Source organism: Pseudoduganella violaceinigra DSM 15887 (assembly GCF_000425385.1).
In the GTDB taxonomy this organism is placed as follows: Bacteria; Pseudomonadota; Gammaproteobacteria; order Burkholderiales; family Burkholderiaceae_D; genus Rugamonas; species Rugamonas violaceinigra.
In genome coordinates this window covers 318,380-342,848 of record NZ_KE384356.1, presented here as the reverse complement: position 1 = coordinate 342,848, position 24,469 = coordinate 318,380, and the positions used below count along the sequence as shown (strand labels likewise).

27 protein-coding genes and 1 pseudogene are annotated in these 24,469 nt (G+C 59.8%); 19 read left to right on the top strand and 9 right to left on the bottom strand.

All coding sequences use genetic code 11. The features are described from left to right. Positions 1-16 precede the first annotated feature (16 nt). Positions 17-790: an REP-associated tyrosine transposase gene (locus H597_RS0118210; RefSeq protein WP_028103386.1), complete on the bottom strand. Its 774-nt coding sequence runs from the start codon at positions 788-790 to the stop codon at positions 17-19. A 250-nt stretch (positions 791-1,040) separates the two neighbouring features. Between H597_RS0118210 and H597_RS0118205 the strand changes: the two genes are divergently transcribed. From H597_RS0118205 to H597_RS0118130, 16 genes are all read left to right on the top strand, one after another. Next, a complete protein-coding gene (locus H597_RS0118205; protein ID WP_028103385.1) occupies positions 1,041-1,802 on the top strand; it encodes a TSUP family transporter in 762 nt (253 codons plus the stop codon). 167 nt (positions 1,803-1,969) lie between these two features. After that, positions 1,970-3,898 carry a tRNA uridine-5-carboxymethylaminomethyl(34) synthesis enzyme MnmG gene (gene mnmG / locus H597_RS0118200; RefSeq protein ID WP_028103384.1) on the top strand — a complete coding sequence of 643 codons (1,929 nt, stop codon included), beginning with the start codon at positions 1,970-1,972 and terminating at the stop codon, positions 3,896-3,898. Beyond that, positions 3,898-4,542, top strand: a complete 645-nt coding sequence (gene rsmG, locus H597_RS0118195; RefSeq protein WP_028103383.1) for a 16S rRNA (guanine(527)-N(7))-methyltransferase RsmG — start codon at positions 3,898-3,900, stop codon at positions 4,540-4,542. Before mnmG ends, rsmG begins: the two co-directional genes overlap by 1 nt. A gap of 87 nt (positions 4,543-4,629) precedes the next feature. Next, positions 4,630-5,400 carry a ParA family protein gene (locus tag H597_RS0118190; RefSeq protein ID WP_028103382.1) on the top strand — a complete coding sequence of 257 codons (771 nt, stop codon included), beginning with the start codon at positions 4,630-4,632 and terminating at the stop codon, positions 5,398-5,400. Positions 5,401-5,414: 14 nt separating this feature from the next. Beyond that, positions 5,415-6,302 (top strand): ParB/RepB/Spo0J family partition protein, encoded by an 888-nt coding sequence (locus H597_RS0118185; protein ID WP_028103381.1) that lies wholly within the window; start codon positions 5,415-5,417, stop codon positions 6,300-6,302. A gap of 212 nt (positions 6,303-6,514) precedes the next feature. Continuing rightward, on the top strand, positions 6,515-6,883 hold the full coding sequence (locus H597_RS0118180) for an ATP synthase subunit I (RefSeq protein ID WP_028103380.1): 369 nt from the start codon (positions 6,515-6,517) through the stop codon (positions 6,881-6,883). A gap of 19 nt (positions 6,884-6,902) precedes the next feature. Next, positions 6,903-7,703, top strand: coding sequence for a F0F1 ATP synthase subunit A (gene atpB / locus H597_RS0118175; protein ID WP_051293899.1), 801 nt, complete (start codon positions 6,903-6,905; stop codon positions 7,701-7,703). Positions 7,704-7,775: 72 nt separating this feature from the next. Beyond that, positions 7,776-8,054: a F0F1 ATP synthase subunit C gene (atpE, locus tag H597_RS0118170; protein WP_028103378.1), complete on the top strand. Its 279-nt coding sequence runs from the start codon at positions 7,776-7,778 to the stop codon at positions 8,052-8,054. Positions 8,055-8,092: 38 nt separating this feature from the next. Then, entirely contained in the window at positions 8,093-8,563 is a 471-nt protein-coding gene (locus H597_RS0118165; RefSeq protein ID WP_028103377.1) for a F0F1 ATP synthase subunit B, read from the top strand. Between the two features lie 2 nt (positions 8,564-8,565). Then, positions 8,566-9,099 (top strand): F0F1 ATP synthase subunit delta, encoded by a 534-nt coding sequence (locus H597_RS0118160; RefSeq protein WP_028103376.1) that lies wholly within the window; start codon positions 8,566-8,568, stop codon positions 9,097-9,099. Between the two features lie 48 nt (positions 9,100-9,147). After that, on the top strand, positions 9,148-10,689 hold the full coding sequence (gene atpA / locus H597_RS0118155; RefSeq protein WP_028103375.1) for a F0F1 ATP synthase subunit alpha: 1,542 nt from the start codon (positions 9,148-9,150) through the stop codon (positions 10,687-10,689). A gap of 45 nt (positions 10,690-10,734) precedes the next feature. Beyond that, on the top strand, positions 10,735-11,607 hold the full coding sequence (atpG, locus tag H597_RS0118150; protein ID WP_028103374.1) for a F0F1 ATP synthase subunit gamma: 873 nt from the start codon (positions 10,735-10,737) through the stop codon (positions 11,605-11,607). Between the two features lie 30 nt (positions 11,608-11,637). Then, complete coding sequence (gene atpD, locus H597_RS0118145; RefSeq protein WP_028103373.1) at positions 11,638-13,038, top strand: F0F1 ATP synthase subunit beta; 1,401 nt, start codon at positions 11,638-11,640, stop codon at positions 13,036-13,038. Positions 13,039-13,093: 55 nt separating this feature from the next. Next, entirely contained in the window at positions 13,094-13,519 is a 426-nt protein-coding gene (locus tag H597_RS0118140) for a F0F1 ATP synthase subunit epsilon (protein ID WP_028103372.1), read from the top strand. Positions 13,520-13,637: 118 nt separating this feature from the next. Next, positions 13,638-14,555, top strand: a complete 918-nt coding sequence (locus H597_RS0118135; protein ID WP_028103371.1) for a hypothetical protein — start codon at positions 13,638-13,640, stop codon at positions 14,553-14,555. Further along, a complete protein-coding gene (locus tag H597_RS0118130) occupies positions 14,552-15,235 on the top strand; it encodes an SDR family NAD(P)-dependent oxidoreductase (RefSeq protein ID WP_051293898.1) in 684 nt (227 codons plus the stop codon). The genes H597_RS0118135 and H597_RS0118130 overlap by 4 nt, the downstream gene beginning before the upstream one ends. Position 15,236: 1 nt before the next feature. On the opposite strand, the gene H597_RS0118125 is transcribed toward H597_RS0118130, so the two are convergent. Then, positions 15,237-15,791 carry a hypothetical protein gene (locus H597_RS0118125; protein ID WP_028103369.1) on the bottom strand — a complete coding sequence of 185 codons (555 nt, stop codon included), beginning with the start codon at positions 15,789-15,791 and terminating at the stop codon, positions 15,237-15,239. Between the two features lie 119 nt (positions 15,792-15,910). On the opposite strand from H597_RS0118125, the gene H597_RS0118120 reads away from it, so the two are divergent. Beyond that, positions 15,911-16,300 (top strand): VOC family protein, encoded by a 390-nt coding sequence (locus H597_RS0118120; RefSeq protein ID WP_028103368.1) that lies wholly within the window; start codon positions 15,911-15,913, stop codon positions 16,298-16,300. Between the two features lie 39 nt (positions 16,301-16,339). Here H597_RS0118120 and rsgA read toward each other — a convergent pair whose 3' ends face one another. From rsgA to H597_RS0118090, 6 genes are all read right to left on the bottom strand, one after another. After that, positions 16,340-17,347, bottom strand: a complete 1,008-nt coding sequence (gene rsgA, locus H597_RS0118115) for a ribosome small subunit-dependent GTPase A (protein ID WP_028103367.1) — start codon at positions 17,345-17,347, stop codon at positions 16,340-16,342. A 210-nt stretch (positions 17,348-17,557) separates the two neighbouring features. Next, the gene (speD, locus tag H597_RS0118110) at positions 17,558-17,917 is read right to left on the bottom strand and encodes an adenosylmethionine decarboxylase (protein ID WP_028103366.1); all 360 of its coding nucleotides are present in this window, start codon (positions 17,915-17,917) and stop codon (positions 17,558-17,560) included. Beyond that, positions 17,914-18,093, bottom strand: coding sequence for a hypothetical protein (locus H597_RS0118105; protein WP_028103365.1), 180 nt, complete (start codon positions 18,091-18,093; stop codon positions 17,914-17,916). The genes speD and H597_RS0118105 overlap by 4 nt, the downstream gene beginning before the upstream one ends. Beyond that, positions 18,090-19,565 (bottom strand): DUF4178 domain-containing protein, encoded by a 1,476-nt coding sequence (locus H597_RS0118100; protein ID WP_028103364.1) that lies wholly within the window; start codon positions 19,563-19,565, stop codon positions 18,090-18,092. The genes H597_RS0118105 and H597_RS0118100 overlap by 4 nt, the downstream gene beginning before the upstream one ends. 10 nt (positions 19,566-19,575) lie before the next feature. Next, positions 19,576-20,634, bottom strand: coding sequence for an SPFH domain-containing protein (locus tag H597_RS0118095; protein WP_028103363.1), 1,059 nt, complete (start codon positions 20,632-20,634; stop codon positions 19,576-19,578). A 12-nt stretch (positions 20,635-20,646) separates the two neighbouring features. Further along, positions 20,647-21,033, bottom strand: a complete 387-nt coding sequence (locus H597_RS0118090; RefSeq protein WP_028103362.1) for a DUF350 domain-containing protein — start codon at positions 21,031-21,033, stop codon at positions 20,647-20,649. Between the two features lie 64 nt (positions 21,034-21,097). Here H597_RS0118090 and H597_RS0118085 point away from each other — a divergent pair, with 64 nt between their 5' ends. Continuing rightward, complete coding sequence (locus H597_RS0118085; RefSeq protein ID WP_028103361.1) at positions 21,098-22,609, top strand: polyamine aminopropyltransferase; 1,512 nt, start codon at positions 21,098-21,100, stop codon at positions 22,607-22,609. Next, positions 22,609-24,207, top strand: coding sequence for an NAD(P)-binding protein (locus H597_RS0118080; RefSeq protein WP_028103360.1), 1,599 nt, complete (start codon positions 22,609-22,611; stop codon positions 24,205-24,207). The genes H597_RS0118085 and H597_RS0118080 overlap by 1 nt, the downstream gene beginning before the upstream one ends. Before the next feature lie 7 nt (positions 24,208-24,214). Here the strand turns inward: H597_RS0118080 and H597_RS35400 are convergent. After that, positions 24,215-24,469, bottom strand: a pseudogene (locus tag H597_RS35400) (hypothetical protein); the annotation flags it as partial.

Genomic DNA, 24,469 nt, shown 5'->3' with positions numbered 1-24,469 from the left:
TTTGCTTGCCACAGGCTCAGCCGTCAGCGGCTGGAAAAATCGTGGCGGCGCGACTGATCGTCCTTGTGGAGACGCCAAAGAACTCGGCAATTTCCTGGCGGGTGTAGGCGGTCGATTGGAGTGCGCGGGCCATTGCTTCAGTCCGATCCGCATATTCTTCCGCATACTCTTGCAGGCTCAGCGCTTGTTCGCGTCTGGCATTTGGCCGCTGGCCGTGGAATCGCAATGGGTTGGGCGCGCCTAAACCCGCCAGGACGAAGCTTTGGTAGCTGCTTGATCGTGTGGAGTCGGCGATGTCGCCGAACTCGGAAAGGACCCGTTCGGTTTCCAGCCAGTTGGGGGCGTTCTCGGGGGCGAGGTAAGCCGGGTAACTGCTCCATGGCCATTCGGACGGATTGCGTACCAGCCGCGCCCGTAGCGGGTTGAGGTTCATATATCGGGACACTGCTTGCAGCTGCCGGTCGGATTTGATCAGGATTGCGTGAAAGCGGCCTTGGATAACGTGCCCGCTGACGTGATGCCGCTTGTTGAAGTGCTGACAATACCGAGCGTTCAGCATGTGTATGGCCTTCGAAAGATTGGCGTTCGGGGTTTCGATCAGCAGGTGGTAATGATTGGGCATGAGGCAGTAGCCGTGGACTTTCACGGCATGCTTTTCGACTGTTCCCGCCAGCAGATCGAGCCAGATGAGGAAGTCCCGGCGGTCCAGGTAGATGGGCGCACGCCGATTCCCGCGCGACGTCACATGGTAAGTCGCGCTGGGGAATTGGATGCGAGTTGGTCTATTCATAGCTTCACAATATCCGCATCACGCCAACTGGACTTGTTTCAGCTCAAGGTATTGCATGAGTCTGTGGCAAGCAAAGAGCCTGACCCCAAGGTTGCCGCGGCCTGTGCTGTTGATAGCTCGGCAGATTGTTTCACGTGAAACATTTTGGCCAACGGCCGGCACCGGCCAATGGCAACCTTCAGCAACCATCAGCAACCCCGGTAGTTCCCCCGTACAATATTACATTTCCGAATAAGGCTGGGGCAGGGTGATGGTTGAGTACGGATTGTTGGCGGGTGCTGCATTCGTTGCGGGCTTTGTGGATGCGGTGGTCGGGGGCGGCGGCTTGATCCAGATTCCCGCTTTGTTCTCGGCGATGGGCAGTACGCCGCCGGCGACATTGTTCGGGACCAATAAGGTGGCGAGTGTCTTCGGGACTAGCGCGGCGGCCCTCAATTATGCGAGCCGTACGCGTATCGCGTGGTCGACCGTTGCTCCGGCTGCGATCACGGCTTTCCTGTTCGCCTTTCTCGGCGCCTACACGCTGACCCGGATTCCGGCCAATTTCCTGCGAGGGCTGCTGCCCTTCGTTTTGCTCGCGGTGGCGATTTACACCTTCTATCGCAAGGATCTTGGTAGCGTCCATGCTCCGCTGCATACCGGCACGAAGGAGAAGGTACTCGCCGTGTTGGTGGGGGCGGGGATTGGTTTCTACGATGGCTTCTTTGGTCCGGGAACCGGGAGCTTCCTGGTCTTCCTGTTTGTGCGGAGTTTTGGTTTTGACTTCCTGGGCGCCTCCGCAGCGGCCAAAGTGGTGAACGTGGCGTGTAATGTCGCGGCGATTTTGTTGTTCGGATTTACCGGCCATATCATCTGGCAGTTGGGACTGATGATGGCCGTCTGCCAGGTGGTCGGTTCGGTGCTTGGCACCAAGCTGGCATTGAAGCATGGCAGCGAGTTTGTGCGCCGTCTGTTCCTGGTGGTGGTAGCGCTGTTGATCATCAAAACAGGCTATGACGCATGGTTGAAGTGATAGTGTTTCACGTGAAACAATAGGGGGCGGGCTCAAAAAACGGGCGCGCCCCCTTTTTCTTTGTTTCACGTGAAACATTGCGTGCAAAAAAATCCTGCCCAAAAAATTCGCAGGGGCGAAAAAACTTTATAATTCAGTTCGATCCCCAGCAATCCCCCATTTTTACCATGTTATTTCCTACTGAATTCGACGTTATCGTTGTCGGCGGTGGTCACGCCGGTACCGAGGCGGCCCTCGCTTCGGCCCGTATGGGCCAGAAAACTCTCCTGTTGACCCACAACATCGAGACTCTGGGCCAGATGTCGTGCAACCCATCTATTGGCGGCATCGGCAAGGGCCACCTCGTGAAAGAGGTCGACGCCATGGGCGGCGCCATGGCTATTGCTACCGATGAGTCGGGCATCCAGTTCCGTATCCTGAATTCGTCCAAAGGACCTGCTGTCCGCGCCACGCGCGCGCAGGCTGACCGTATTTTGTACAAGGCTGCCATCCGCCATCGCCTGGAAAACCAACCGAACTTGTGGCTGTTCCAGCAGGCGGTCGATGACCTGATGGTGGAGGGTGACCGCGTAGTCGGCGCCGTCACCCAGATCGGGTTGAAATTCGTGGGCCGTGCTGTGGTGCTGACGGCCGGCACTTTCCTGGACGGCAAGATCCACGTCGGCCTGCAGAATTTCTCGGCTGGCCGCGCCGGCGATCCGCCAGCAATTTCCCTGTCGGCGCGCCTGAAGGAATTGAAGCTGCCGCAGGGCCGCCTGAAGACCGGCACGCCGCCGCGTATCGATGGCCGCAGCATCGACTTTTCGCAGATGACCGAGCAACCGGGCGATCTCGATCCGGTGCCGGTGTTCTCGGTGATGGGGAATGCATCCATGCATCCGCAGCAGTTGCCGTGCTGGGTGACCCACACCAATCAGCGCACCCACGACATTATTCGTGGCGGCCTGGATCGCAGCCCGATGTACACAGGCGTGATCGAAGGCGTCGGCCCGCGCTATTGCCCGTCGATCGAGGACAAGATCCATCGCTTCTCGGCCAAGGAGTCGCACCAGATTTTCCTGGAGCCGGAAGGCCTGACGACCCACGAGTTTTACCCGAATGGGATCTCGACCAGCCTGCCGTTCGACGTGCAGATCGAGCTGGTGCGTTCGATGAAGGGGCTGGAAAATGCCCACATCCTGCGTCCAGGTTATGCCATCGAGTACGATTATTTCGACCCGCGCGGCCTGAAAGCTTCGCTGGAAACCAAGGCGATCAACGGCCTGTACTTCGCCGGCCAGATCAATGGCACCACGGGTTACGAAGAGGCTGCGGCCCAGGGCATGCTGGCAGGCATCAACGCTGCGCTGCAAACCCAGGGCAAGGAAGCCTGGACCCCGGCCCGCTCCGAAGCATATCTCGGCGTGCTGGTCGACGACCTGGTTACCCAGGGCGTGCAGGAACCGTACCGTATGTTCACCAGCCGCGCCGAGTATCGCCTGAGCCTGCGTGAAGACAACGCTGACATGCGCCTGACAGAAATCGGGCGTAAGCTGGGTGTCGTTGGCGATGCGCAGTGGGAAGCGTTCGACCGCAAACGCGAGGCCGTGGCGCAGGAGCTGGAACGCTTGAAGTCGACCTGGGTCAACCCGCGCATCCTGGCGGCGGCGGAGTCCGAGCGCGTGATTGGCCAAGCCATCGAGCGCGAATACTCGCTGGCTGACCTGTTACGCCGTCCCGGCGTCGGCTACGAAAAGCTGATGACCATGACGGGCAACGAGGGGCAGCAGTTGGCTGGCCCGGGCGTCGCCGACGAGGCTGTGATGGAGCAGATCGAGATCACCCTGAAGTATTCGGGTTATATCGACCGCCAGCTGCGCGAAGTGGAACGTCATGAGCATTACGAAAACCTGAAGCTGCCGGAAGGCTTCAACTATGCGGAGATCACGGCCCTGTCGATGGAAGTGCGGCAGAAGCTGCAGAAGCACCGCCCGGAAACCCTGGGCCAGGCCTCCCGCATTTCGGGCGTGACCCCGGCGGCGATTTCGCTGCTGCTGGTGCATCTGAAGAAAGCCGGCTACGGCGGTTTCGTGACGCTGAAAGACGAGGCGGCTTGATGGCGGTGTTCGATCGCGCCGCACTGGCGCATGTGCTGAAGAATGGTGTCGACAAGCTGGACCTGGGCCTGGACGAGGCGCAGCAGGAAAAACTGCTGGACTACCTGGCCTTGCTGAACAAGTGGAACAAGGTGTACAACCTGACGGCCGTGCGCGACCCGATGGAAATGATGACCCTGCATGTTCTGGATTCGCTGGCGGCAGTGCCAGCCTTCAAGGATGCGCAGAATGTGCTGGATGTTGGGGCAGGGGGCGGTTTGCCGGGCGTGGTCCTGGCAATCGCCAGGCCGGACATGAAGGTGTCCATGATCGACATCGTGCATAAGAAGACGGCCTTCCTGAACCAGGTGAAAGCCGAGCTGGAACTGGGCAACGTCACGGTGTACACGAAGAAGGTGCAGGAGCTGCAGGTCAAGACGCCTTACGACGTCATCACCTCGCGCGCCTTTGCGGACCTGAGCGATTTTGTGAATTGGTCCGGGCACCTGCTGGCGGAGGGCGGGCAGTTCATCGCCCTGAAAGGCACGGCGCCGGCAGAGGAGCGGGAGCGACTGCCAGACCCATGGAAAGTGAACGAGCTACAGCCTTTGCAAATACCAGGACTGGATGCACAGCGCCACCTGGTTTTCATCGGCAGGACGTAAGCAGCTAAACAGTATAAATAATATTAATCGTATAAACGATTTAAATAGTATAAACGTTTTATACCTTATAAATAATTTAGACCATACATGGCCAAAATTTTCTGTGTAGCAAATCAAAAGGGCGGCGTCGGTAAGACTACCACGACAGTTAACCTGGCCGCCGGCCTGGCCAAACTAAATCAGCGGGTGTTGCTGGTTGACCTCGATCCACAAGGTAACGCGACAATGGGCGCGGGGATCAACAAGGCGACCCTCAAAGCTTCCACTTATGAAGTCCTGCTCGGTACCGCCGATGTAGCCAGTGCTGTCCTGCGTTCGGAAGCGGGGCGCTTTGATGTGCTCCCAGCCAACCGCGAGCTGGCCGGCGCTGAAGTCGAGATGGTGCAACTGGAAAACCGCGAGCGCCGCCTGCGCGACGCCTTGGCCCTGGCGGCCAAAGACTATGACTTCATGTTGATCGATTGCCCTCCTGCGCTTTCGATGCTGACACTGAATGGCCTGTGCGCGGCGCATGGCGTGATCATTCCTATGCAGTGCGAGTATTACGCGCTGGAAGGTTTGTCCGACCTGGTCAACACGATCAAGAAGGTGCATGCCAACCTGAACCCCGACCTGAAGATCATCGGTTTGCTGCGCGTGATGTTCGATCCGCGCATGACGCTGTCGCAACAGGTTTCGGCTCAGCTGGAGCAGCACTTCGGCGACAAAGTATTCAAGACCATCATTCCGCGTAATGTACGGCTGGCGGAAGCGCCATCCTATGGCATGCCCGGGGTAACCTTCGACCCGACGTCGAAGGGGGCGCAGGCGTACATCGCCTTCGGCGCCGAGATGGTTAAACGTATCAAGAAAATGTAATCGAGTTATCCACAATGGCTACGAAAAAAATGAAAGGCCTCGGCCGCGGTCTGGATGCGCTGCTCGGCGGCGACGAAGATCCGTCCAATCCAACTTCGCACCCGACCCCCTCCGAGATGGCGGTGCAATTTTTGCAAGCCGGTAAATACCAGCCACGCACCCAGATGGATGAGGGCAGCCTGGCGGAACTGGCGTCGTCGATCAAGACCCAGGGCATCATCCAGCCGCTGCTGGTGCGCCCGGTGGGCATCGATAAGCCGACCGGTCATGTCAAATATGAAATTATTGCGGGCGAGCGCCGTTTCCGCGCGGCCCAGCTGGCTGGCCTGGAAACCGTCCCGGTCCTGGTGAAGGATGTGGACGACACGACCGCGGCCGCGATGGCCCTGATCGAGAACATCCAGCGCGAAGACTTGAACCCGCTGGAAGAGGCGCATGGCATCCATCGCCTGATTACCGATTTTTCCTTCACGCATGAGCAGGCGGCGCAGGCTGTCGGCCGCTCGCGCTCGGCTGTTTCCAATTTGCTACGATTGCTCAACCTGGCGGAGCCGGTGCAGACCATGCTGATGGCTGGCGATATCGATATGGGCCACGCGCGCGCTTTGCTGGCCGTTGATGCCGCTTCGCAGATCGCCCTGGCAAATGTTGTTGTAGCGAAACGACTGTCGGTACGCGAGACCGAGAAACTTGTGCACAACCATATGGAAGAGGCGAAGGCCAAGCCGCTCGCCCGTGCCAAGGAGAAGTCGGGGGATATCAAGCGGCTGGAAGAAGAGCTGTCGGATACCTTGGCGACCTCGGTGGTGTTCAAGATGGGCGCCAAGGGCCGTGGCCAGATGATTATCGATTTTGCCGATCTCGATATTCTTGATGGCGTGATTGCCCGTCTGCGCAGCTAAAACGGGTAAGCCGGTGTCGGACCCGCGGGGTCCGACACCGATCCTCGAGGGCCCCTGACAGGTTCCGATTACCCCGCAAGTAATCGCCAGATGCCTACCTTTTCAGCAGAATAACTTGTTGTTAGAGCTGCTTTTAGGCGCGCACCGCGTTTGACCTTGGTGACGTAAACAAACTATAATCCCGTGTCTTTGGGTCTAAAGGAATGGGGCAAGTGAGTGATTCTTCGAGAAGTATCGCCTGGCCAGTTTTCCGAGTCGTTGCCCTGCAATTAACAATCGCCGTCCTGTTTTCTGCCACCGTGGCGCTTTTCGCCGGGGTGGAAAAAGGCTGGTCCGCAGCCATGGGCGGCGGTATGGCAGTCATCGGGAGCTTTGTCTACGCGCTGATGGTGGCACGTGGCACCGATGATGCAAAGAAAGCATTTCGAACGCATTTCCGCGCCGAAATGCTGAAGGTATTTGTAACGGCAGTGCTGTTTATTTGCGCACTGGTGCTGTTTAAGTCAGCCGCCTGGTTGTGGCTGATCCTAGGATTCGTAGTGGCAACCCTGGCTTACTGGCTGTCGCTGCTCAAGATTTAATCATTAAAAATTCGGACCTATGACTACTGAACACGCTACGGGCGGTCACGCCGGCCCGGCAAACGCCACCGAGTATATCCAGCACCACCTTACTCACAACAGCAACGGCACCATTAACCTGGATACCTTCTGGATCTCCCTGATCCTGGGCTTCGTATTCCTGGGTCTGTTCTACATGGCTTCCCGCCGCGCCACCTCTGGTGTGCCAGGCAAGCTGCAGAACTTCGTTGAGTGGATCATGGAACTGGTCAACGATACCGTCAATTCCGCATTCCACGCCAAGTCCAAAGTGATCGCTCCACTGGCCATCACCATCTTCGTCTGGGTCTGGCTGCTGAACGCCATGGACTTCCTGCCGGTCGACCTGCTGCCTAAGCTGCTGAGCTTCGCCGGCGTCAACTACCTGCGCGTTGTTCCTACCGCCGACGTGAACCACACCTTTGGTATGTCGTTCGGCGTGCTGATCTGCATCATCGGTTTCTCGATTTCCGCCAAAGGCGTTGGCGGCTGGGGTAAAGAGCTGTTCACCGCGCCATTCCACGCACACGGCACCGTGGCCACCATCCTGCTGGCCCCTGTGAACTTCATCTTCCAGATGCTGGAACTGTTTGCCAAGCCAATTTCCCTGTCGCTGCGACTGTTCGGCAATATGTACGCCGGCGAACTGATCTTCATCCTGATCGCGCTGCTGCCATGGTGGGCACAGTGGCTGCTGGGCGGTCCATGGGCAATCTTCCACATTCTGGTTGTGACTCTGCAAGCGTTTGTGTTTATGGCGTTGACGGTTGTGTACCTGGCCCTCGCGGTTGAAAAGCACTAATCAGCAACTTATTCGTAGTATTTGGTTTTAGTTTTTTGGTATTTTCGTTTTTTTTAAATTAGGAGAAATCTAATGCAAGCTCTGATCGCACAAGTACAAAGCATGACCGTTCTGGCCGTAGCAATCATCGTTGGCCTGGGCGCCATCGGTACCGCACTCGGCTTCGCTATCCTGGGCGGCAAGTTCCTGGAAGCATCCGCACGTCAGCCTGAACTGATGCCACAACTGCAAACCAAACTGTTCGTTATCGCTGGTCTGCTGGACGCGATCTCCATGATCGGCGTTGGTGTTGCTCTGCTGTTCACCTTCAACAACCCATTCGTCACTGCTCTGCTGGCCCACGCTCAGTAATCTTTCTCCCTTTCGGAGAAAATTTTTAGGAGCAAGGTATGGACATCAATATGTCGCTTCTCGGTCAGATGCTCACCTTCGCGGTGCTCGTCTTCGTATCGATGAAGTTCGTATTCCCGGCGCTGAATGCAGCGCTGGATGAGCGTGCCAAGCGAATTGCAGATGGTCTGGCTGCGGCCGACCAAGGTCAGAATGCTATGAAGGACGCCGAAAAGGCTGCCGCAGCACTTCTGACCTCTGCCCGTAACGATGCTTCGTCGCTCGTTTCGGACGCTGAAAAGCGTGCTCAACTGGTCGCTGAAGAAGTAAAAGCAAACGCACAAGCCGAAGCTGCCCGCATCGTGGCACAAGCCAAAGCTGAAGCTGAGCAGCAAGTAACCCAGGCCCGCGAAGCTCTGCGTGGTCAAGTGGCCGACCTGGCTGTGAAGGGCGCGGAACAAATCCTGAAGCGCGAAGTCAACGCGTCGGCTCACGCTGACCTGCTGTCTCGCCTGGCTACCGAGCTCTGATTATGGCAGAGCTCGCAACCGTCGCCCGTCCTTACGCGGAAGCCCTCTTCCGCGTAGCCCAGGCTGGCAACCTCGCGCAGTGGTCCGATCTGGTGTCCGAAATGGCCCAGATCGGTTCGCATGAAGAGGTGCTGGCATATGCCCGCAATCCAAAAGTTCTGGATAGCGATGTCATCGCAGCCATCAAGGCCTTGCTGAAATCGCCGCTCAACGCGGAAGCGAACAACTTCCTCTCGATGCTGATCGAAAACGGTCGTATCGCATTGCTGCCGGAAATCGGTGCCCAGTTCGTGCTGCTGAAGAATGCGGCCGAAGGTGCGGCAGACGCCGAAATCACGAGCGCATTCGACATGAGCGAAGCCCAAGTGGCCGAGCTGATCAAGACGCTGGAAAAGAAATTCAGCCGCAAGCTCAAGCCAATCGTCACCACTAACCCGGCCCTGATCGGCGGCGTGCGTGTCGTGGTGGGCGACGAAGTGCTGGACACTTCGGTTAGCGCCAAGCTGCAGCAGCTGCGTTCCGCGCTGGTCGCCTAATCAGGCCGCCTTTCGCGACAGCTAGAGAGAAAACATTTAGGAGTTAGTATGCAACTCAACCCATCCGAAATCAGCGAGCTGATCAAGAGCCGGATCCAAGGCATTGACGGCGGCGCTGAAGTGCGCAATCAAGGCACCGTAATTTCCGTAGCAGACGGTATCTGCCGCATCCACGGCCTGTCCGACGTGATGCAAGGTGAGATGCTGGAATTCCCAGGCAACACCTTTGGTCTGGCAATGAACCTGGAGCGCGACTCCGTTGGCGCCGTTATTCTGGGCGCTTACGAGCACATCTCCGAAGGCGACACCGTGAAGTGCACCGGCCGTATTCTGGAAGTTCCAGTCGGTCCTGAGCTGCGCGGCCGCGTTGTGAACGCCCTGGGCCAGCCGATCGACGGCAAAGGTCCGGTCAACGCCAAGATGACTTCCCCGATCGAAAAGATCGCTCCAGGCGTTATCGCCCGTGAGTCCGTCGGCCAGCCTATGCAGACCGGCCTGAAGTCGATCGACGCGATGGTACCAATCGGCCGTGGCCAGCGTGAGCTGATCATTGGCGACCGTCAAACCGGTAAGTCCGCCGTTGCGGTTGATGCGATCATCAACCAAAAAGGCCAGGGCATGACCTGTATCTACGTTGCGATCGGCCAGAAAGCATCGACCATCAAGAACATCGTGCGTTCCCTGGAACAGCACGGCGCGATGGAGTACACCATTGTTGTCGCCGCTTCCGCTTCGGAATCGGCCGCAATGCAGTACATCTCGGCTTACTCCGGTTGCACCATGGGCGAATACTTCCGCGACCGCGGTGAAGATGCCCTGATCGTGTACGATGACCTGTCCAAGCAAGCAGTTGCCTACCGTCAGATCTCCCTGCTGCTGCGCCGCCCACCAGGCCGCGAAGCATACCCAGGCGACGTGTTCTACCTGCACTCCCGTCTGCTGGAACGCGCCGCCCGCGTGAACGCCGACTACGTCGAAGCCTTCACCAAGGGTGAAGTCAAGGGCAAGACCGGTTCCCTGACCGCGCTGCCGATCATCGAAACCCAGGCTGGCGACGTTTCCGCGTTCGTTCCAACCAACGTGATTTCGATTACCGACGGCCAGATCTTCCTGGAAACCTCGCTGTTCAACTCCGGTATCCGTCCTGCGATTAACGCAGGTATCTCGGTGTCCCGCGTTGGTGGCGCAGCCCAGACCAAGGTCATCAAGAACCTGTCCGGCGGTATCCGTACCGACTTGGCACAGTACCGTGAACTGGCTGCGTTCGCGCAGTTCGCTTCCGACCTGGACGAATCGACCCGTAAGCAGCTGGACCGCGGTGCCCGCGTGACCGAACTGCTGAAGCAAGCTCAGTACTCGCCGCTGTCGATTTCCCTGATGGGCGCTTCCCTGTTCGCAGTGAACAAGGGCTTCCTGGACGACGTCGCTGTCAAGCGCGTGCTGGCTTTCGAAGGCGAACTGCACTCGTTCCTGAAGACCAAGCACTCCGCTCTGCTGGCCAAGATCGAAGAAACCAAGCAACTGGACAAAGATGGCGAAGCTGCGCTGTCCGCCGCCATTGCTGATTTCAAGAAATCCTTCGCAAACTAATACCTGGTGGCCCGGCAACGGGCCACCCCGCAAAGGAGAAGGATCATGGCAGCAGGTAAAGAGATACGTGGCAAGATCAAGAGCGTAGAGAATACGAAGAAGATCACCAAGGCGATGGAAATGGTCGCCGCATCGAAAATGCGCAAGGCGCAGGATCGTATGCGCGCCGCCCGTCCCTACAGTGACAAGATTCGTAACATCGCTGCAAACTTGGCGAATGCCAACCCCGAGTACACGCACCCGTTCCTGGCTGAAGCCGGGTCGGAAGCCAAGGCTGTGGGCTTTATCATCGTAACGACCGACAAAGGTCTGTGCGGTGGTATGAACACCAACGTTCTGCGTATGGTGACCAACAAGACCCGCGAGCTGGAAGCTGCAGGCAACAAGATTGAAGCAGTCGCAATTGGTAACAAAGGTTTGGGCTTCCTGAACCGCGTCGGTGTACCAGTGGTCGCACAAGCAACCCAGATCGGCGATACGCCGCACCTGGAAAAGCTGATCGGCCCGGTGCAAGTGATGCTGGAGAAATTCCAGGAAGGCAAACTGGACGCCGTTTACCTGTGCTACACCAAGTTCATCAACACGATGAAGCAAGAACCGTTGGTCGAGCAGCTGTTGCCGCTGACCGCGGACAAGATGAAGGCCGATGACAAGTCCCACAACTGGGATTACATCTACGAGCCTGACGCGGCTTCCGTGATCGACGAACTGCTTGAGCGCTATATCGAAGCGCTGGTGTACCAGGCCGTTGCAGAAAACCTGGCGTCCGAGCAATCGGCGCGTATGGTGGCGATGAAGTCCGCATCGGACAACGCCGGCAACGTGATCGGTGAGCTGAAGCTGGTCTACAACAAGACCCGCCAGGCTGCAATTACCAAAGAACTGTCTGAAATCGTCGCCGGTGCGGCAGCGGTTTAAACGAATTTAACTATATTTGAAGGAACGAACATGGCTGATGGCAAAATCGTTCAGTGTATCGGCGCTGTGGTGGACGTTGAGTTCCCACGCAACGCGATGCCTAAGGTTTTTGACGCGCTGAAAATGGAAGGCTCCGAGCTGACCCTGGAAGTGCAACAGCAGTTGGGTGACGGCATTGTCCGTACCATTGCTCTGGGCTCCTCCGACGGTCTGCGTCGCGGTATGACCATCCAGAACACCGGCAAACCAATCATGGTTCCAGTGGGTAAAGCCACCCTGGGCCGTATTATGGACGTGCTGGGCAACCCGATCGACGAATGCGGCCCTGTCTCCCACGAGCAAACCGCTTCGATCCACCGCGTGGCGCCTGCTTACGACGAACTGTCCCCATCCCAAGACCTGCTGGAAACCGGCATCAAGGTGATTGACCTGGTCTGCCCATTCGCTAAGGGTGGTAAGGTTGGTCTGTTCGGCGGCGCAGGTGTGGGCAAGACCGTGAACATGATGGAACTGATCAACAACATCGCTAAAGCGCACTCGGGTCTGTCCGTGTTCGCCGGTGTTGGTGAGCGTACCCGTGAAGGTAACGACTTCTACCACGAAATGGCTGACGCCAAAGTGGTTGACCTGGAAAACCCGGCCAACTCCAAAGTGGCCATGGTTTACGGTCAGATGAACGAACCACCTGGCAACCGTCTGCGCGTGGCGCTGACCGGTCTGACCATCGCCGAGTCCTTCCGTGACGAAGGCCGTGACGTTCTGTTCTTCGTGGATAACATCTACCGCTTCACCCTGGCCGGTACCGAAGTGTCCGCACTGCTGGGCCGTATGCCTTCCGCCGTGGGTTACCAGCCGACCCTGGCTGAAGAGATGGGCCGTCTGCAGGAGCGTATTACCTCCACCAAGACCGGTTCGATCACCTCGATCCAGGCCGTGTACGTTCCAGCGGATGACTTGACCGACCCGTCGCCAGCGACCACCTTCGGTCACTTGGATTCCACCGTCGTTCTGTCCCGTGACATCGCCGCCCTGGGTATCTACCCTGCGGTTGACCCACTGGATTCGACCTCCCGCCAGCTGGATCCGCTGGTCGTGGGCGATGAGCACTACGCCACCGCACGCGCCGTACAGGGCACCCTGCAGCGCTACAAGGAACTGCGCGACATTATCGCGATTCTGGGTATGGACGAACTGGCGCCGGAAGACAAGCTGGTCGTGGCACGCGCGCGTAAGATGCAGCGTTTCCTGTCCCAGCCGTTCCACGTTGCTGAAGTGTTTACCGGTTCCCCAGGTAAGTACGTTTCGCTGAAAGACACGATCAAGGGCTTCAAGATGATCGCTTCCGGCGAACTGGACCACCTGCCAGAACAGGCCTTCTACATGGTTGGTACCATCGAAGAAGCCATCGAAAAAGCCAAGAAACTGGGCTAATTCGATTGTCGTAGCGGCCTCCTCACCGGGGCCGCTATAGCTACAGAGGATAAACATGGCAAACACTATTCACGTTGATGTGGTTTCGGCCGAAGAGCAGATCTTCTCGGGCGAAGCGACTTTCGTGGCGTTGCCGGGCGAGCAGGGCGAGCTGGGTATCTACCCGAAGCACACCCCCCTGATCACCCGTATCCGTCCGGGCGCGGTGCGCATCCAGATTCCTGGCCAGGCTGAAGAAGAGTTCGTCTTCGTCGCCGGTGGCCTGCTGGAAGTGCAGCCAAATTCCGTGACGGTCCTGGCTGACACCGCGATCCGTGGTCATGACCTGGATGAAGCCAAAGCTGAAGCCGCCAAGAAACTGGCGGAAGAAAGCCTGGCCAACAAGCAGACCGGTATCGACTACGCGAAAGCACAAGCGGAACTGGCAGCGGCTATCGGCCAGCTGGCAGCAATCGCAAAACTGCGCAAGATCAAGGGCTGATCCCTTTTTTCCCGCCGCATTGGAAAGGCAGCTTCGGCTGCCTTTTTCTTTTTAGCGGCAACTTCGCTTACCTTTGCCTCTTCGGCACGGGCCTGTGCTACGATTTGCATTTTTCGCAATGATGCGACGCCTCCTCCTTGCCGGCGCAGTACTCGCGGCCAGCTCCGCGTTCGCCGCACCTTTGCGCAATATCGCCCCCGATTTCGCCGCAGCCTATGACGCCACGGCGCAGATGCCAATGCCCGAGCGTGTCGCTGCAATGAAGAAGGCTATGCAGCGGCTATACCCCGAGTTCTACGGCCGCTTCACGCGCGCGGAGCAGGACCGGCGCATGCAGGCCGCCATTGAAGGCTTCCCTGCCATCCGCGCAAGCTATCTGGAAAAAGCCAACGACTTTGGCGGCGCCCTGCAGCAGCATATGGCGACCTATCAGGCCAAATTCCCGCACTTCCAGCTCGACGCTCCCACCACCGTGCTCCATTCGCTGGGGGAAATGAATGGCGGTATGCGCACGCTCGGGCCGAATGGCGAACAGCACCTGGTGTTTGGGGCGGACGTGATTGCGAGGATTGACCCGAACGGCAATGCCGCCCCGCTGTTCCATCACGAGCTTTTCCACGTCATGCACCTGGAGCATTTCAAGTGCGGTGATGGCCTGGTATGGGCCAATCTCTGGTCGGAAGGCCTGGCGACCTATGTCTCCGAGGTCATGAACCCGGGCGCCAACGAAAAGGAGCTGATGCTCGATTATCCACGCGGCATGCCCGACGCCATGCGGGCCCAGCTGCCGGCCGCTTGGAAGCAACTGCTGTCCGTGCTGGACAGGGACGACCTGGAAACGTATAGGGAGTTCTTCCTGATGGCGGGGAAAAGCTCCGGCTTGCCTGTACGGCGCGGTTATTATCTTGGTTACCTGCTTGCCCGCGAGGCCGGCAAGACCCGCGACCTGCCGGCGCTGGCTGCGTTGGACTGTCAGTCGGCCCGCGTCCTGGTTGAAAGCACAATTCGAAAATTGTCGACCGAAGGAATCCAATGACCACTATCTTCATCACCGGCGCCGCTGGCGCACTTGGCCGTGCGGTCGCAAAGGCATTCGATGCCGCAGGCGCCAATACGGTACTGCTTGGACGCGATGTGGCGCGCCTGGAAGCGGCTTGTGGACCGGCCAGCGAACGCCGCATGTTGGCGGTGGCCGACTTGCGCGATGCGGCCTCGGTTGCTGCCGCGGCGCGGGCTGCGGCCGAGCGTTTTGGCCGCATTGACGCGCTCTGCAATATCGCCGGCGGCTTCGCGATGGGCACGCCTGTGCATGCGACGTCCGACGCGCAATGGGATGAAATGTTCGATCTGAATGTGCGCAGCCTGCGTAATGCCGTCGCGGCTGTCGTGCCTGGGATGCTGGACGGGCAGGGCGGCAAGGTGGTGAACATCGCGTCCGCCTCCGCGCGCCAGGGTATGGCAAATGTGGGCGCTTACTGCGCCAGCAAGGACGTGGTGGCCAGGCTGACGGAATCAATGTCGGCGGAACTGCGGGGCCAGGGAATCAACGTCAATTGTGTCCTGCCCGGCACCATCGATACGCCCGATAACCGTGCCTCGATGCCCACGGCTGACCACAGCAAATGGGTGACGCCGGAAGCCCTGGCGGATGTCATCCTCTATCTCTGCAGCCCCGCCGCCCGCGCCATCCACGGCGCAGCGATCCCGTGTACGTAAATTAGTGGCACATGCCAAACGCCTGCTTGTCCTCAAACCAGCGGTAGGTGAAGGTGCGGGAGACATAGCGTTTGCCGCCGATGATGACATCCGGCGGCGTCAGGTCGAAGCGTTGCGGCAGTTTGCCTTTGATGATCAGGCGGTAGCGGAACTGGGTGTCGTCGCTGGTGCCGACGGAAAAGAGTGCCAGCGGCACGCCGTTGACTATCTCCACCATTTCGGCGCGGGCATTGGTCGGGCGCTGGTAGACGCTTAACACCGTGGCATTTTCGATCAGGGCGCCTTTCGGCTGGCTGACCTGGAAATGGGCCGTGGCGAATTTCACCTGCGTGGTACGCGGCAGCATGTAGTTCACCCCGATCTCGATGCCCCCTTCGGCCGGCTGGGGCAGGACGGTGGTCGCGGCGACCGTAACGCCGCGTGGCAGTTCGAAGGTATCGGCGTCGACTGGCGTGCTGCAATCGGGGGAAGTCGCCTGGTACAGTGGTCCGGGCGTGTAGGTATCGCCGCAGCCGGCGAGAATGAATAGCAGGGCAAATGGCGCGGCTTTGCGCATGGCGTAAGACCTCTTGTTTCAGTCCCCACAGTTTACCCGATGACCGGCTGGCCGAGTGGTGCGCCACGGGCCTAATGGCGGTGCTAGTCTTGAACCAACAGTGGCGATGGGAGGCATGCATGATCCACCATCTCGGTATTGTGGTGTCCGATTTTATGCGCAGCGCGGCGCTATTTGATGCCTGCCTGGCTCCGCTTGGAATCCGACGCGCGGTGAGCGATCTGGACTGGGCAATTTATGCCGAGGCCGCCGGCCATCCTTTTCTTTGGGTCGGCGCCGAAATTCCCAGTTATTGGGATCACCGGCACGAAGCCTCACGCAGCCCAATTCATCTGGCATTTAATGCGCCCGACCGGGCGGCAGTCAATGCCTTTTATTATGCGGCGATCGATCTGGGGGCCGAAGATAATGGCTCCCCAGGGCCGCGTGTGAGCGATGTTAACTTCTATAGCGCTTTCATTCTCGACTTCGATGGTAACAATATCGAAGCCACTGTCCAGGAGAGCTAAGGTTTAGTTCAATCATGTCAACAATTGGCATAATGAAAACTATCCTGCTCTCTGGCGGCTGCGTACCGACCTGATCAGTGATTTCCACTTTTGCCGCTCTGCGATGCGTTCCAGTGCGGTCTGCTGGTTGCGGCGCACTTCGCGTTGCAGCTTATGGAAGTTGCGCAGGCGATCCGGGTCGACGTGGCCCACGACGGCACAGCCGGGCTCTGCTTCATGCCGGCAATCGCGGAATTGGCAGCCGGCCGCCAGGGATTCAATATCATCGAATGCCGACGATAATGTTTCCGGACTTAGGCACCTTAATCCCGGCGTATCGATAATGCAGGCGCCCGATAAACAGAAATGCATGGAGCGTGCGGTCGTCGTGTGGCGTCCGCGATTATCGCCATACCTGACCCCGCCGGTTTCCTGATCGGCGCCAGTGAGGGCGTTGGTTAAGGTCGATTTACCGGCGCCGGATGAACCCAGCAGGCAAATCGTTTGTCCACCGCCCAGCCAGGGATCCAATTGGGCGACCGATTCCCGGCTGGTGCCGTTAATTATCCGGAATTGAATATGGCCGGGAATGCGGGCGCTTAATGCCGCGATCAGGGTGCCGGTATTCGGGCAAATGTCCGGTTTGCTGAGCACGATGAGCGGCGTAATTTCCGCCGCGGCGACGACCGCCAGGTAGCGCTCAATCCGGCGCAGGTTGAAATCGCCATCGAGCCCCATGACCAGCAAAGCCGTATCGATATTGCTGGCGATCGCCGGGGCATCGGCACGGGATAGCTGGTTCATTGGGGGTAAGCGCTGGATTATCCACACCTCTCCCAGATGGTTGGTGTCGGCGATGATCCAGTCGCCGACGCAGAGCGGTGTATCCGCCAACAGGCGGGGCAGGGCACGGGCGGAAAACTCGGCGGTGCCGTTGTGCAGGGTGATGCGGTCGCGCTGGTATTCGGTGATGCGGCAGAGTTTGCCTGCCGGTGCGCCAGCCAGGCGCGAAATAATGGTGTTGTTAAGGCCGATGCTGCGTAATGCTTCGTAATCGAAGTCGATCATGATGTTGAGCTTTTTCCATAGGTGAACGCGGCCAGCCACGCAGGGCGTGGCGGGCAAAGATAGTCTGGAAAAGTCGGCGCCCGGCTGGGCGCACTAGCTCAACGCTGGAAGCTCAGGCAGCCGACAGGAGGGCAAGATCAAAGGTACGCATGGCTAGTCTCCTGTCAGTTTGGGGGAAAGGCGCCAGTGTCGCATTGGCGGGATGGCAAGTCAATGCGGTGGTTCGCGATCGACGGTGCGGACTTCGGAGTATTCGGGCTGCAGCGCTTCTTCGATCAGCTCCAGTGCGAGCTGCGGCTGGGCCGCGCCGCACATGAAGATGTCGGCGGCTGCGAAGCCGTTTTCCGGCCAGGTGTGGATCGAGATATGGGACTCGGCCAGCAGGACCACGCCGGTCACGCCGAGGCCGGGACCGAAGCCATGGAAGTGGCTGTGCAGGACCTGGGCGCCGGCCGCCGCTGCCGCGTCGCGCAGCAGTTGCTCAATCCTTGCGCAGTCGGCCAGCACATCCGGTTCAATGCCGGACATGTCGGCCAACAGATGGATTCCGATTGGTTGGTGCGTGCTCACTTGTGGCCTCCACCGCCGCCACCGCCGCCGCTACCCCAGCCGCCGGCGTTGGAAGACCAGCTGCTGCCGTGATAGCCGCCACCGCTGCTCGACGAGGGAGCGCTGATAAATCGTACCCAGCTGGTGCCGACGCTGAACAGGGTCACCACCAGGGCGTAGCCGAAGAATCTATTCATTTTTTCTTTTGTTCCTCGATCGCGTCCAGCACCAGGGCCGGCAGGTAGAGCGAAAGGGCCGCCACGATGGTGACGCCAATACTGCCGCCAAAGTTGAACAGCAGCGGAATCGCATTCAAGGCCAGCATGCCCATGATCCAGTTCTTGGCCGAGCGCTTGTAGCGCTCCTTGCCGGCATCCTCGTCAGCGCTGCTGCGCCCTTCGCCTTTGAGCGCATCGCCGAACCAGGCTTTCATCTGGTCCCAGGCCACCGGCGTGGAACGCGACCACCCGAGTTCCGAGGTCGTGAGTTCCGCCGCCAGCGTGACCTGCTGGCGCTTGTATTCGTAGACGTGGGTGTGGTCGCCCACCTGCACCCGCCAATTGAAGGCGCCGGCGGCGTAAGTGACGACGGAATTGTAGTCGTACAGCTTGTTGTAATCGGCCTTGTCGACCGTGACCGACTGGGATTCCAGCGATTTCGCGTCCGGCCACTGGTCCAGGACGTTGGCGCGCGACCAGCCGTCTTCCGTCTCGACCAGCCAGGTGAAGCCGTTTCGGCTGCCGTACAGCAGGTATTCGGTCCAGCCATTGCCTTCATCGTCGGCACGGCGCATCACGCCGATGACGGCGAAGTCCTGGTTTCCCAGCTTGCCCGTGGAACCCAGCGGCAGGGTGAAATACTCTTTCTCCGCCCGCGCGCCGATGGCAATGACTTCCGCCTTGGGGTTGGCGGCGTCGATCTGGGTGTTGCAGGACTGGCAAACCAGGCTGGCAGTCAGGCCGGGCAGGTAACTGATCTGGGTGCCGCAATTGGGGCAATCGAGCGCGTCCAGCTTGCCGCGGTAGCGGCCGGCGGTGCGCTTGATTTCCTCGGCATCGCGCAGCAGCTGGCACTGCATGGCTTCCAGCGTGACGCCGATGCCGGTGTACAGCAGCGGCGGCCCGGCATCGGAATAGTCGATGGTCAGGAACTGCTCGCCGCGGCGGAAATCGGCGACTTTGGCTTGCCAGCCGTCGCCCACCTTGAACGGCAGCTCGCCCTGCCCGCCGATGCACTGGGCGGTGCGGACGTCGGCCGACATATAGCGTTCGCCGGCAATCTGGTAGGGCTTGCCGGGGCTGAGATCTTCAAACGCCGGCAGCACCGCTTCGGGCGCGCGCAGCGTGGTCACCATGTACTGGCCGGAAGCGTCGCCCAGCCAGCCATTGGTGGCGTCATCGAAGACGATGTACCACTCGTTCCACATGCCCGCGTCGTAACGCAGCTGGATGCGGCCCACGACATTGAAGTTGCGGCCGCCCAGCGCGCCGCTGGTGCCGATCTGGATCGGGGAATAGTCCTCCAGCACGGAGGAGATCTTGCCCAGGTCTTTGACCGCGCCGGCCTCTTTCAGTACGCGCGTGTTGCAGTACTCGCACACCGCCATGACGGAGGCGTGCGAGCGGAAGTTGACCTCTGCGCCGCAGCTAGGGCAGGAAACGGTTTGCATGCGGCCGTGCTTATCCGATCAGCTTTTTCAGCAGTTCAGCCTTGGAGGCGTCGTAATCGGCCGGCGAGATCAGGCCCTTGTCCAGCAGGCCTTTCAGCTTGCCCAGACGGTCTTCGATCGATTCTTCCGCCGGTGCGGCCGGAGCGGAAGCGGGTGCGGCTTGCGCCGGGGCTGCGGGAGCAGCACCCGGGGTCAAGGCCTGGCCCATGGCCTGGCCCATCGCCTGGCCGACGGTCAGGCCGGCGCCGAGGCCGGCGCCCATGCCTGCCAGGCCGCCTTCGTTCTGGGCCGCCAGCGGGATCGATTGCGCCACCTGGAATTTGGTGAAGCCGGCCATCTTGTCGGCGCTCATGCCGCCCTTCATGCCGGCGGAGATACGCTCGTCCAGCGCGGCTTGCAGTTCTTCCGGCAGGCTGACGCTGGCTACGTTGAATTCGTCCAGGCCGATCCCGTAGCGTGCGAACGCATCGGCCAGGCCGCCTTTGACTTCCTGCGCCATCAGGGCCTGGTTGGCCGCCATGTCGAGGAAGGCGATTTGCGAGGCGCCCAGGGAATTGGCCATGGAGGCCAGCAGGATGCCGCGCAGCTGGTCTTCCACGTTGTCGCGGGTGTAGGTCTCGCGGGTACCGCTCAATTCAGTGAAGAATTTGCGCGGATCGGTCACACGGTAGGAATACATGCCGAAGGCGCGCACGCGGATCATGTCGAAATCCTTGTCGCGGATCGTGATCGGCTGCGGTGTGCCCCACTTGCGGCCGGTCTGCACGCGGGTGCTGAAGAAGTAGACGTCCGACTTGAACGGGGAGGCGAACAGCTTGTCCCAGTTCTTCAGGTTGGTCAGCAGGGGCAAGGTCTGCGTGGTGAGCTTGTGCGTGCCCGGGCCGAAGACGTCGGCGATCTGGCCTTCATTGACGAAGACCGCGATCTGCGATTCGCGGACGATCAGCACGCCGCCGTTCTGGATTTCGAAGTCCTGCATCGGGTAACGCCAGGACAGAACACCCTCCGTCTCTTCGTTCCACTGCAGTACGTCGATAAACTGCTTCTTGATAAAGCTGCCGATACCCATGATGTAACCTCTTCAGGAAATGCAGGCGGCATTGATGCCGCCGATGGAAAGCGAAATAGTGCCGAGCAAGCCGCCGAAGGCGCTGTTGTCGGCTTCAATCTGGTCTTGCGCCATTTTCAGGCAGCGTGTCGTGATCGCGTAGCCCAGCGCCTGGACCACCATGGCGCCGAAGGCCCAGCCCAGGAACTGTTGCCAGTCGTTCGTATGCAGGATGCTCGACGCAATGGTCAGCGAAAAGCCCAGCATGGCCCCGCCCAGCGAAATCGCCGCGGCATGGTTGCCCTGGCGGATCAGCTTGAGTTCATCATAAGGCGTCAACCAAGTATAGGCCTGGAAAAATACTACCAGCAGCACCGCAGCGAGGGCCAGGTGGAGCAAATAATTTAGGATGGCGTTCACGTCGATCCCCGGTTAAAGTGACAAGCTTGCTAACAGGAAAACATATTAGAGCATAAGCGAGCAAATGACCAAAAAGATTCTCATTGTTTCAGTGTTCGTCGTCGCGTCTTGCGGTCTCGCCTATGAACTGATTGCGGGCGCCCTTTCCAGCTACCTGCTGGGCGATTCGGTGCTGCAGTTTTCCACCATTATCGGCTGCTATTTGTTTGCCATGGGGGTGGGCGCCCACTTCTCGAAATACGTAAAAGACGACGATGTGCTGGCGCGCTTTGTCGATATTGAGCTGGCGGTGGGCCTGATCGGCGGCCTGTCGGCAGCGGCGCTGTTCATGACTTTTGCATGGGCATCCGCGCCTTTCCGCACCATGCTGTATGTAATGGTATTCCTGGTCGGGGCCCTGGTGGGCATGGAAATTCCGCTGGTGATGCGCGCCCTGAACGCGCGGCAGACGGAGTTCAGCGAGTTGGTGAGCAAGGTGCTCACATTCGACTATCTCGGCGCGCTGGCGGTCTCGCTCTTGTTCCCCTTGGTGCTGGCGCCCCAGCTTGGCCTGGTGCGCACCGGCTTCCTGTTCGGGATGCTGAATATTGCCGTGGCCCTGTGGACAATTTACGTTTTCCGCACAGAGCTGGCGAACGTGACGGGGCGCTTGCTGCGTGCCAGTGCGGTGATGCTGGCGCTGGTGATCGGTTTCAGCGGCGCGGACCGGCTGACCGGCTGGGGCGAACATGGACTGTTCGGCGATGAGATTGTGTATTCGACAAGTACGCCTTACCAGCGCCTGGTGATCACCAAATGGAAGGACGACCTGCGCCTGTACATCAACGGTAATCTGCAGTTTTCGTCGCGCGACGAGTACCGCTACCACGAGGCGCTGGTGCATCCGGTGATGGCGGCGCTGCCGTGGGCCAAGCGGGTCCTGATCCTGGGCGGCGGCGACGGACTGGCGCTGCGCGAAGTCCTGCGTTATCCACAGGTGGAGCATGTCACGCTGGTGGATTTGGACCCGGCCATGACGGCAGCCTTTACCCAGCGCGATGAGCTGGTGGCGCTGAACAAGGGGTCTTTCCGCGATAAACGGGTGCAGGTGGTGAACGCCGACGCGGCGATCTGGCTGCAGCAGAACCAGGAAATTTTCGATGCGGCCATCGTCGATTTCCCGGATCCATCCAGCTTTGCCCTGGGCAAGCTGTATTCGGTGCCGTTTTACGGCGTGCTGAAAAAGCACCTCGCCGTCAATGGCCTGGCAGTGGTGCAAGCGACGTCGCCATTCTTTGCGCCGCACGCCTATTGGACGGTCGACGCCACGCTGCGCGACGTCGGCATGCGCACCTGGCCATATCACCTCTATGTGCCGTCGTTCGGCGAATGGGGTTTCATCATGGCGTCGCCGCAGCTCGATTACCATCCGCCGGAGAAGTACAGCCTGCCGATGCGCTTCCTCGATGCGGAAACCACCAAAGCGATGTTCGACTTCCCTCCGGATATGAAGCCCTTGCCGATGGCGCCGAATCGCCTCAACACGCAATCGCTGGTGCATGAATTCGAGCAGGACTGGCGCCGGGTGATCCGCTGATGCTGCGCCGATCCTTCCTGGCGTGGGCCGCGGCCAGCGGTGTGACCGCCGCCGCCAGCGTGGCGGGGTATTTGCGCTGGCAAGAGATTACGCCGACGGTGAATGCGCCAGGACGCGAGGAGGGCCATTTCCTGCGCGACCGCAAGCCCTTGCCGGCGCCTTCGGAGTCCTTGTCGACCGATGTGCTGATCCTCGGCTCCGGCATTGCGGCGCTGACCGCCGCCTGGAAGCTGCGCAAGGAGGGGCATGACGGCTTCCTGATGCTGGACGGGCCGGAACCTTACGGCAACGCGGCGGGCGGCAAATTCGGTGAGCTGGCCTATCCGACCGGCGCGCATTACCTGCCGTTGCCGACCGAAGAATGTTCGCACGTGCGCGAAATCCTGGCGGACCTGGAAATCATCCAGCGCGGTGCGAATTCCCGCAAACCCTATTACGACGAGCGCTTTGTGCTGCATGGTCCGGAAGAACGCGTACTGTTCGACGGCGCCTGGCAGGAAGGCGTCCTGCCGCATGAGGGCGTACCGCATGCCGAATTGGCGGAGCATAAGCGCTTCTTGGCCCAGGTCGAGGCCTTGCGTGGCGCGGTGGGGGCGGATGGCAAGCGCCGGTTCACCTTCCCCAGCGAACATTCATCGTCCGATGCCGAGGCGGCGCGCCTGGATGGCATGAGTTTTGGCGCCTGGATTGCCCAGAACAGCTACCGCTCGCCTTCCTTGCTGTGGTACCTGGGATATTGCTGCCGCGATGATTACGGGGCGGGGATCGAAGCGATTTCCGCCTGGGCAGGATTGCATTATTTCTGCGGCCGCGGCGGCGAGGCGGAAAACGCGGAGCCGGGCGCCTGGTTAACCTGGCCGGAAGGGCTGCAGGCGCTGGCGAGCGGCATGGAGCGGCTGGCCCGGCCGAAGCGGCTGGCCGGCAGCGCGGTGCAGGTGCGGACGTCTTCAGCGGGCGGGGCCGAAGTGCTTTGCTTTGCGCTTGAACGCGGTGTGCCGCGTACGTTCACGATCCGCGCCCGGCGCGTCATCTGCGCGATGCCATTGCATGTCGCGGCGCGGGTTGTGGGCAACATGCCGGATGTCCACAAGCAGATGCATGCGCCATGGATGGTGGCGAACTTCCTGATGAAGCGTTTTCCACAGGAGCTGCCAGCCGCGCCGCTGTCGTGGGATAACGTCGTGCATGGAACGAAAGGCCTGGGCTATGTCGTCTCGACGCACCAGGATATCCGCGTGGCGCCGCCCGAAAAAACCGTCTTCACCAGCTATGTCGCGCTATCGGACCGCGACCCGCGCGAGGCGCGCAAGTGGATGATGGATGCAAGTGCCGACGAATTGCTGGCGCTGGCCAGCATCGACTTGAAAGCGGCGTACGGCGAGCAGTTTGAACGATGCGTGGAGCGTGTCGACATTACGCTGCGCGGACATGCGATGGCGGTGCCGGTTCCGGGATTCCGCAGCGATGCGGGTTTGAAGGCTTTGCGGGAGATGGATGGGCCGGTGTTGTTTGCCCATTCTGACTTGAGCGGCTTCTCCGTATTCGAAGAAGCCTCCTGGTGGGGATACCGCGCGGCGCAGAAGGCGCTGCGCGGTTAGCCGGGTATTACTTGGCTGCTGGAGCTGCTGCCGGTGCAGGCGCCGCGGCCGTGGTCGGGGCCGGGCTCGCCTTCACTTCGGACTTGGTTTCAACAGCTTTTTCAGCCTTCTTGTGCGCTTCCTTGTGCATGGCCTTCTTTTCAACCTTGGTTTCGGACTTGGCTTCGGTCTTCGCGTCGACCTTGGCTTCGGCTTTAACGCTGGTGCTCGAGACCGCAGCGGCTGCCGCAGGAGCGGCTGCTGGCGCTGGGGCCGGAGCAAC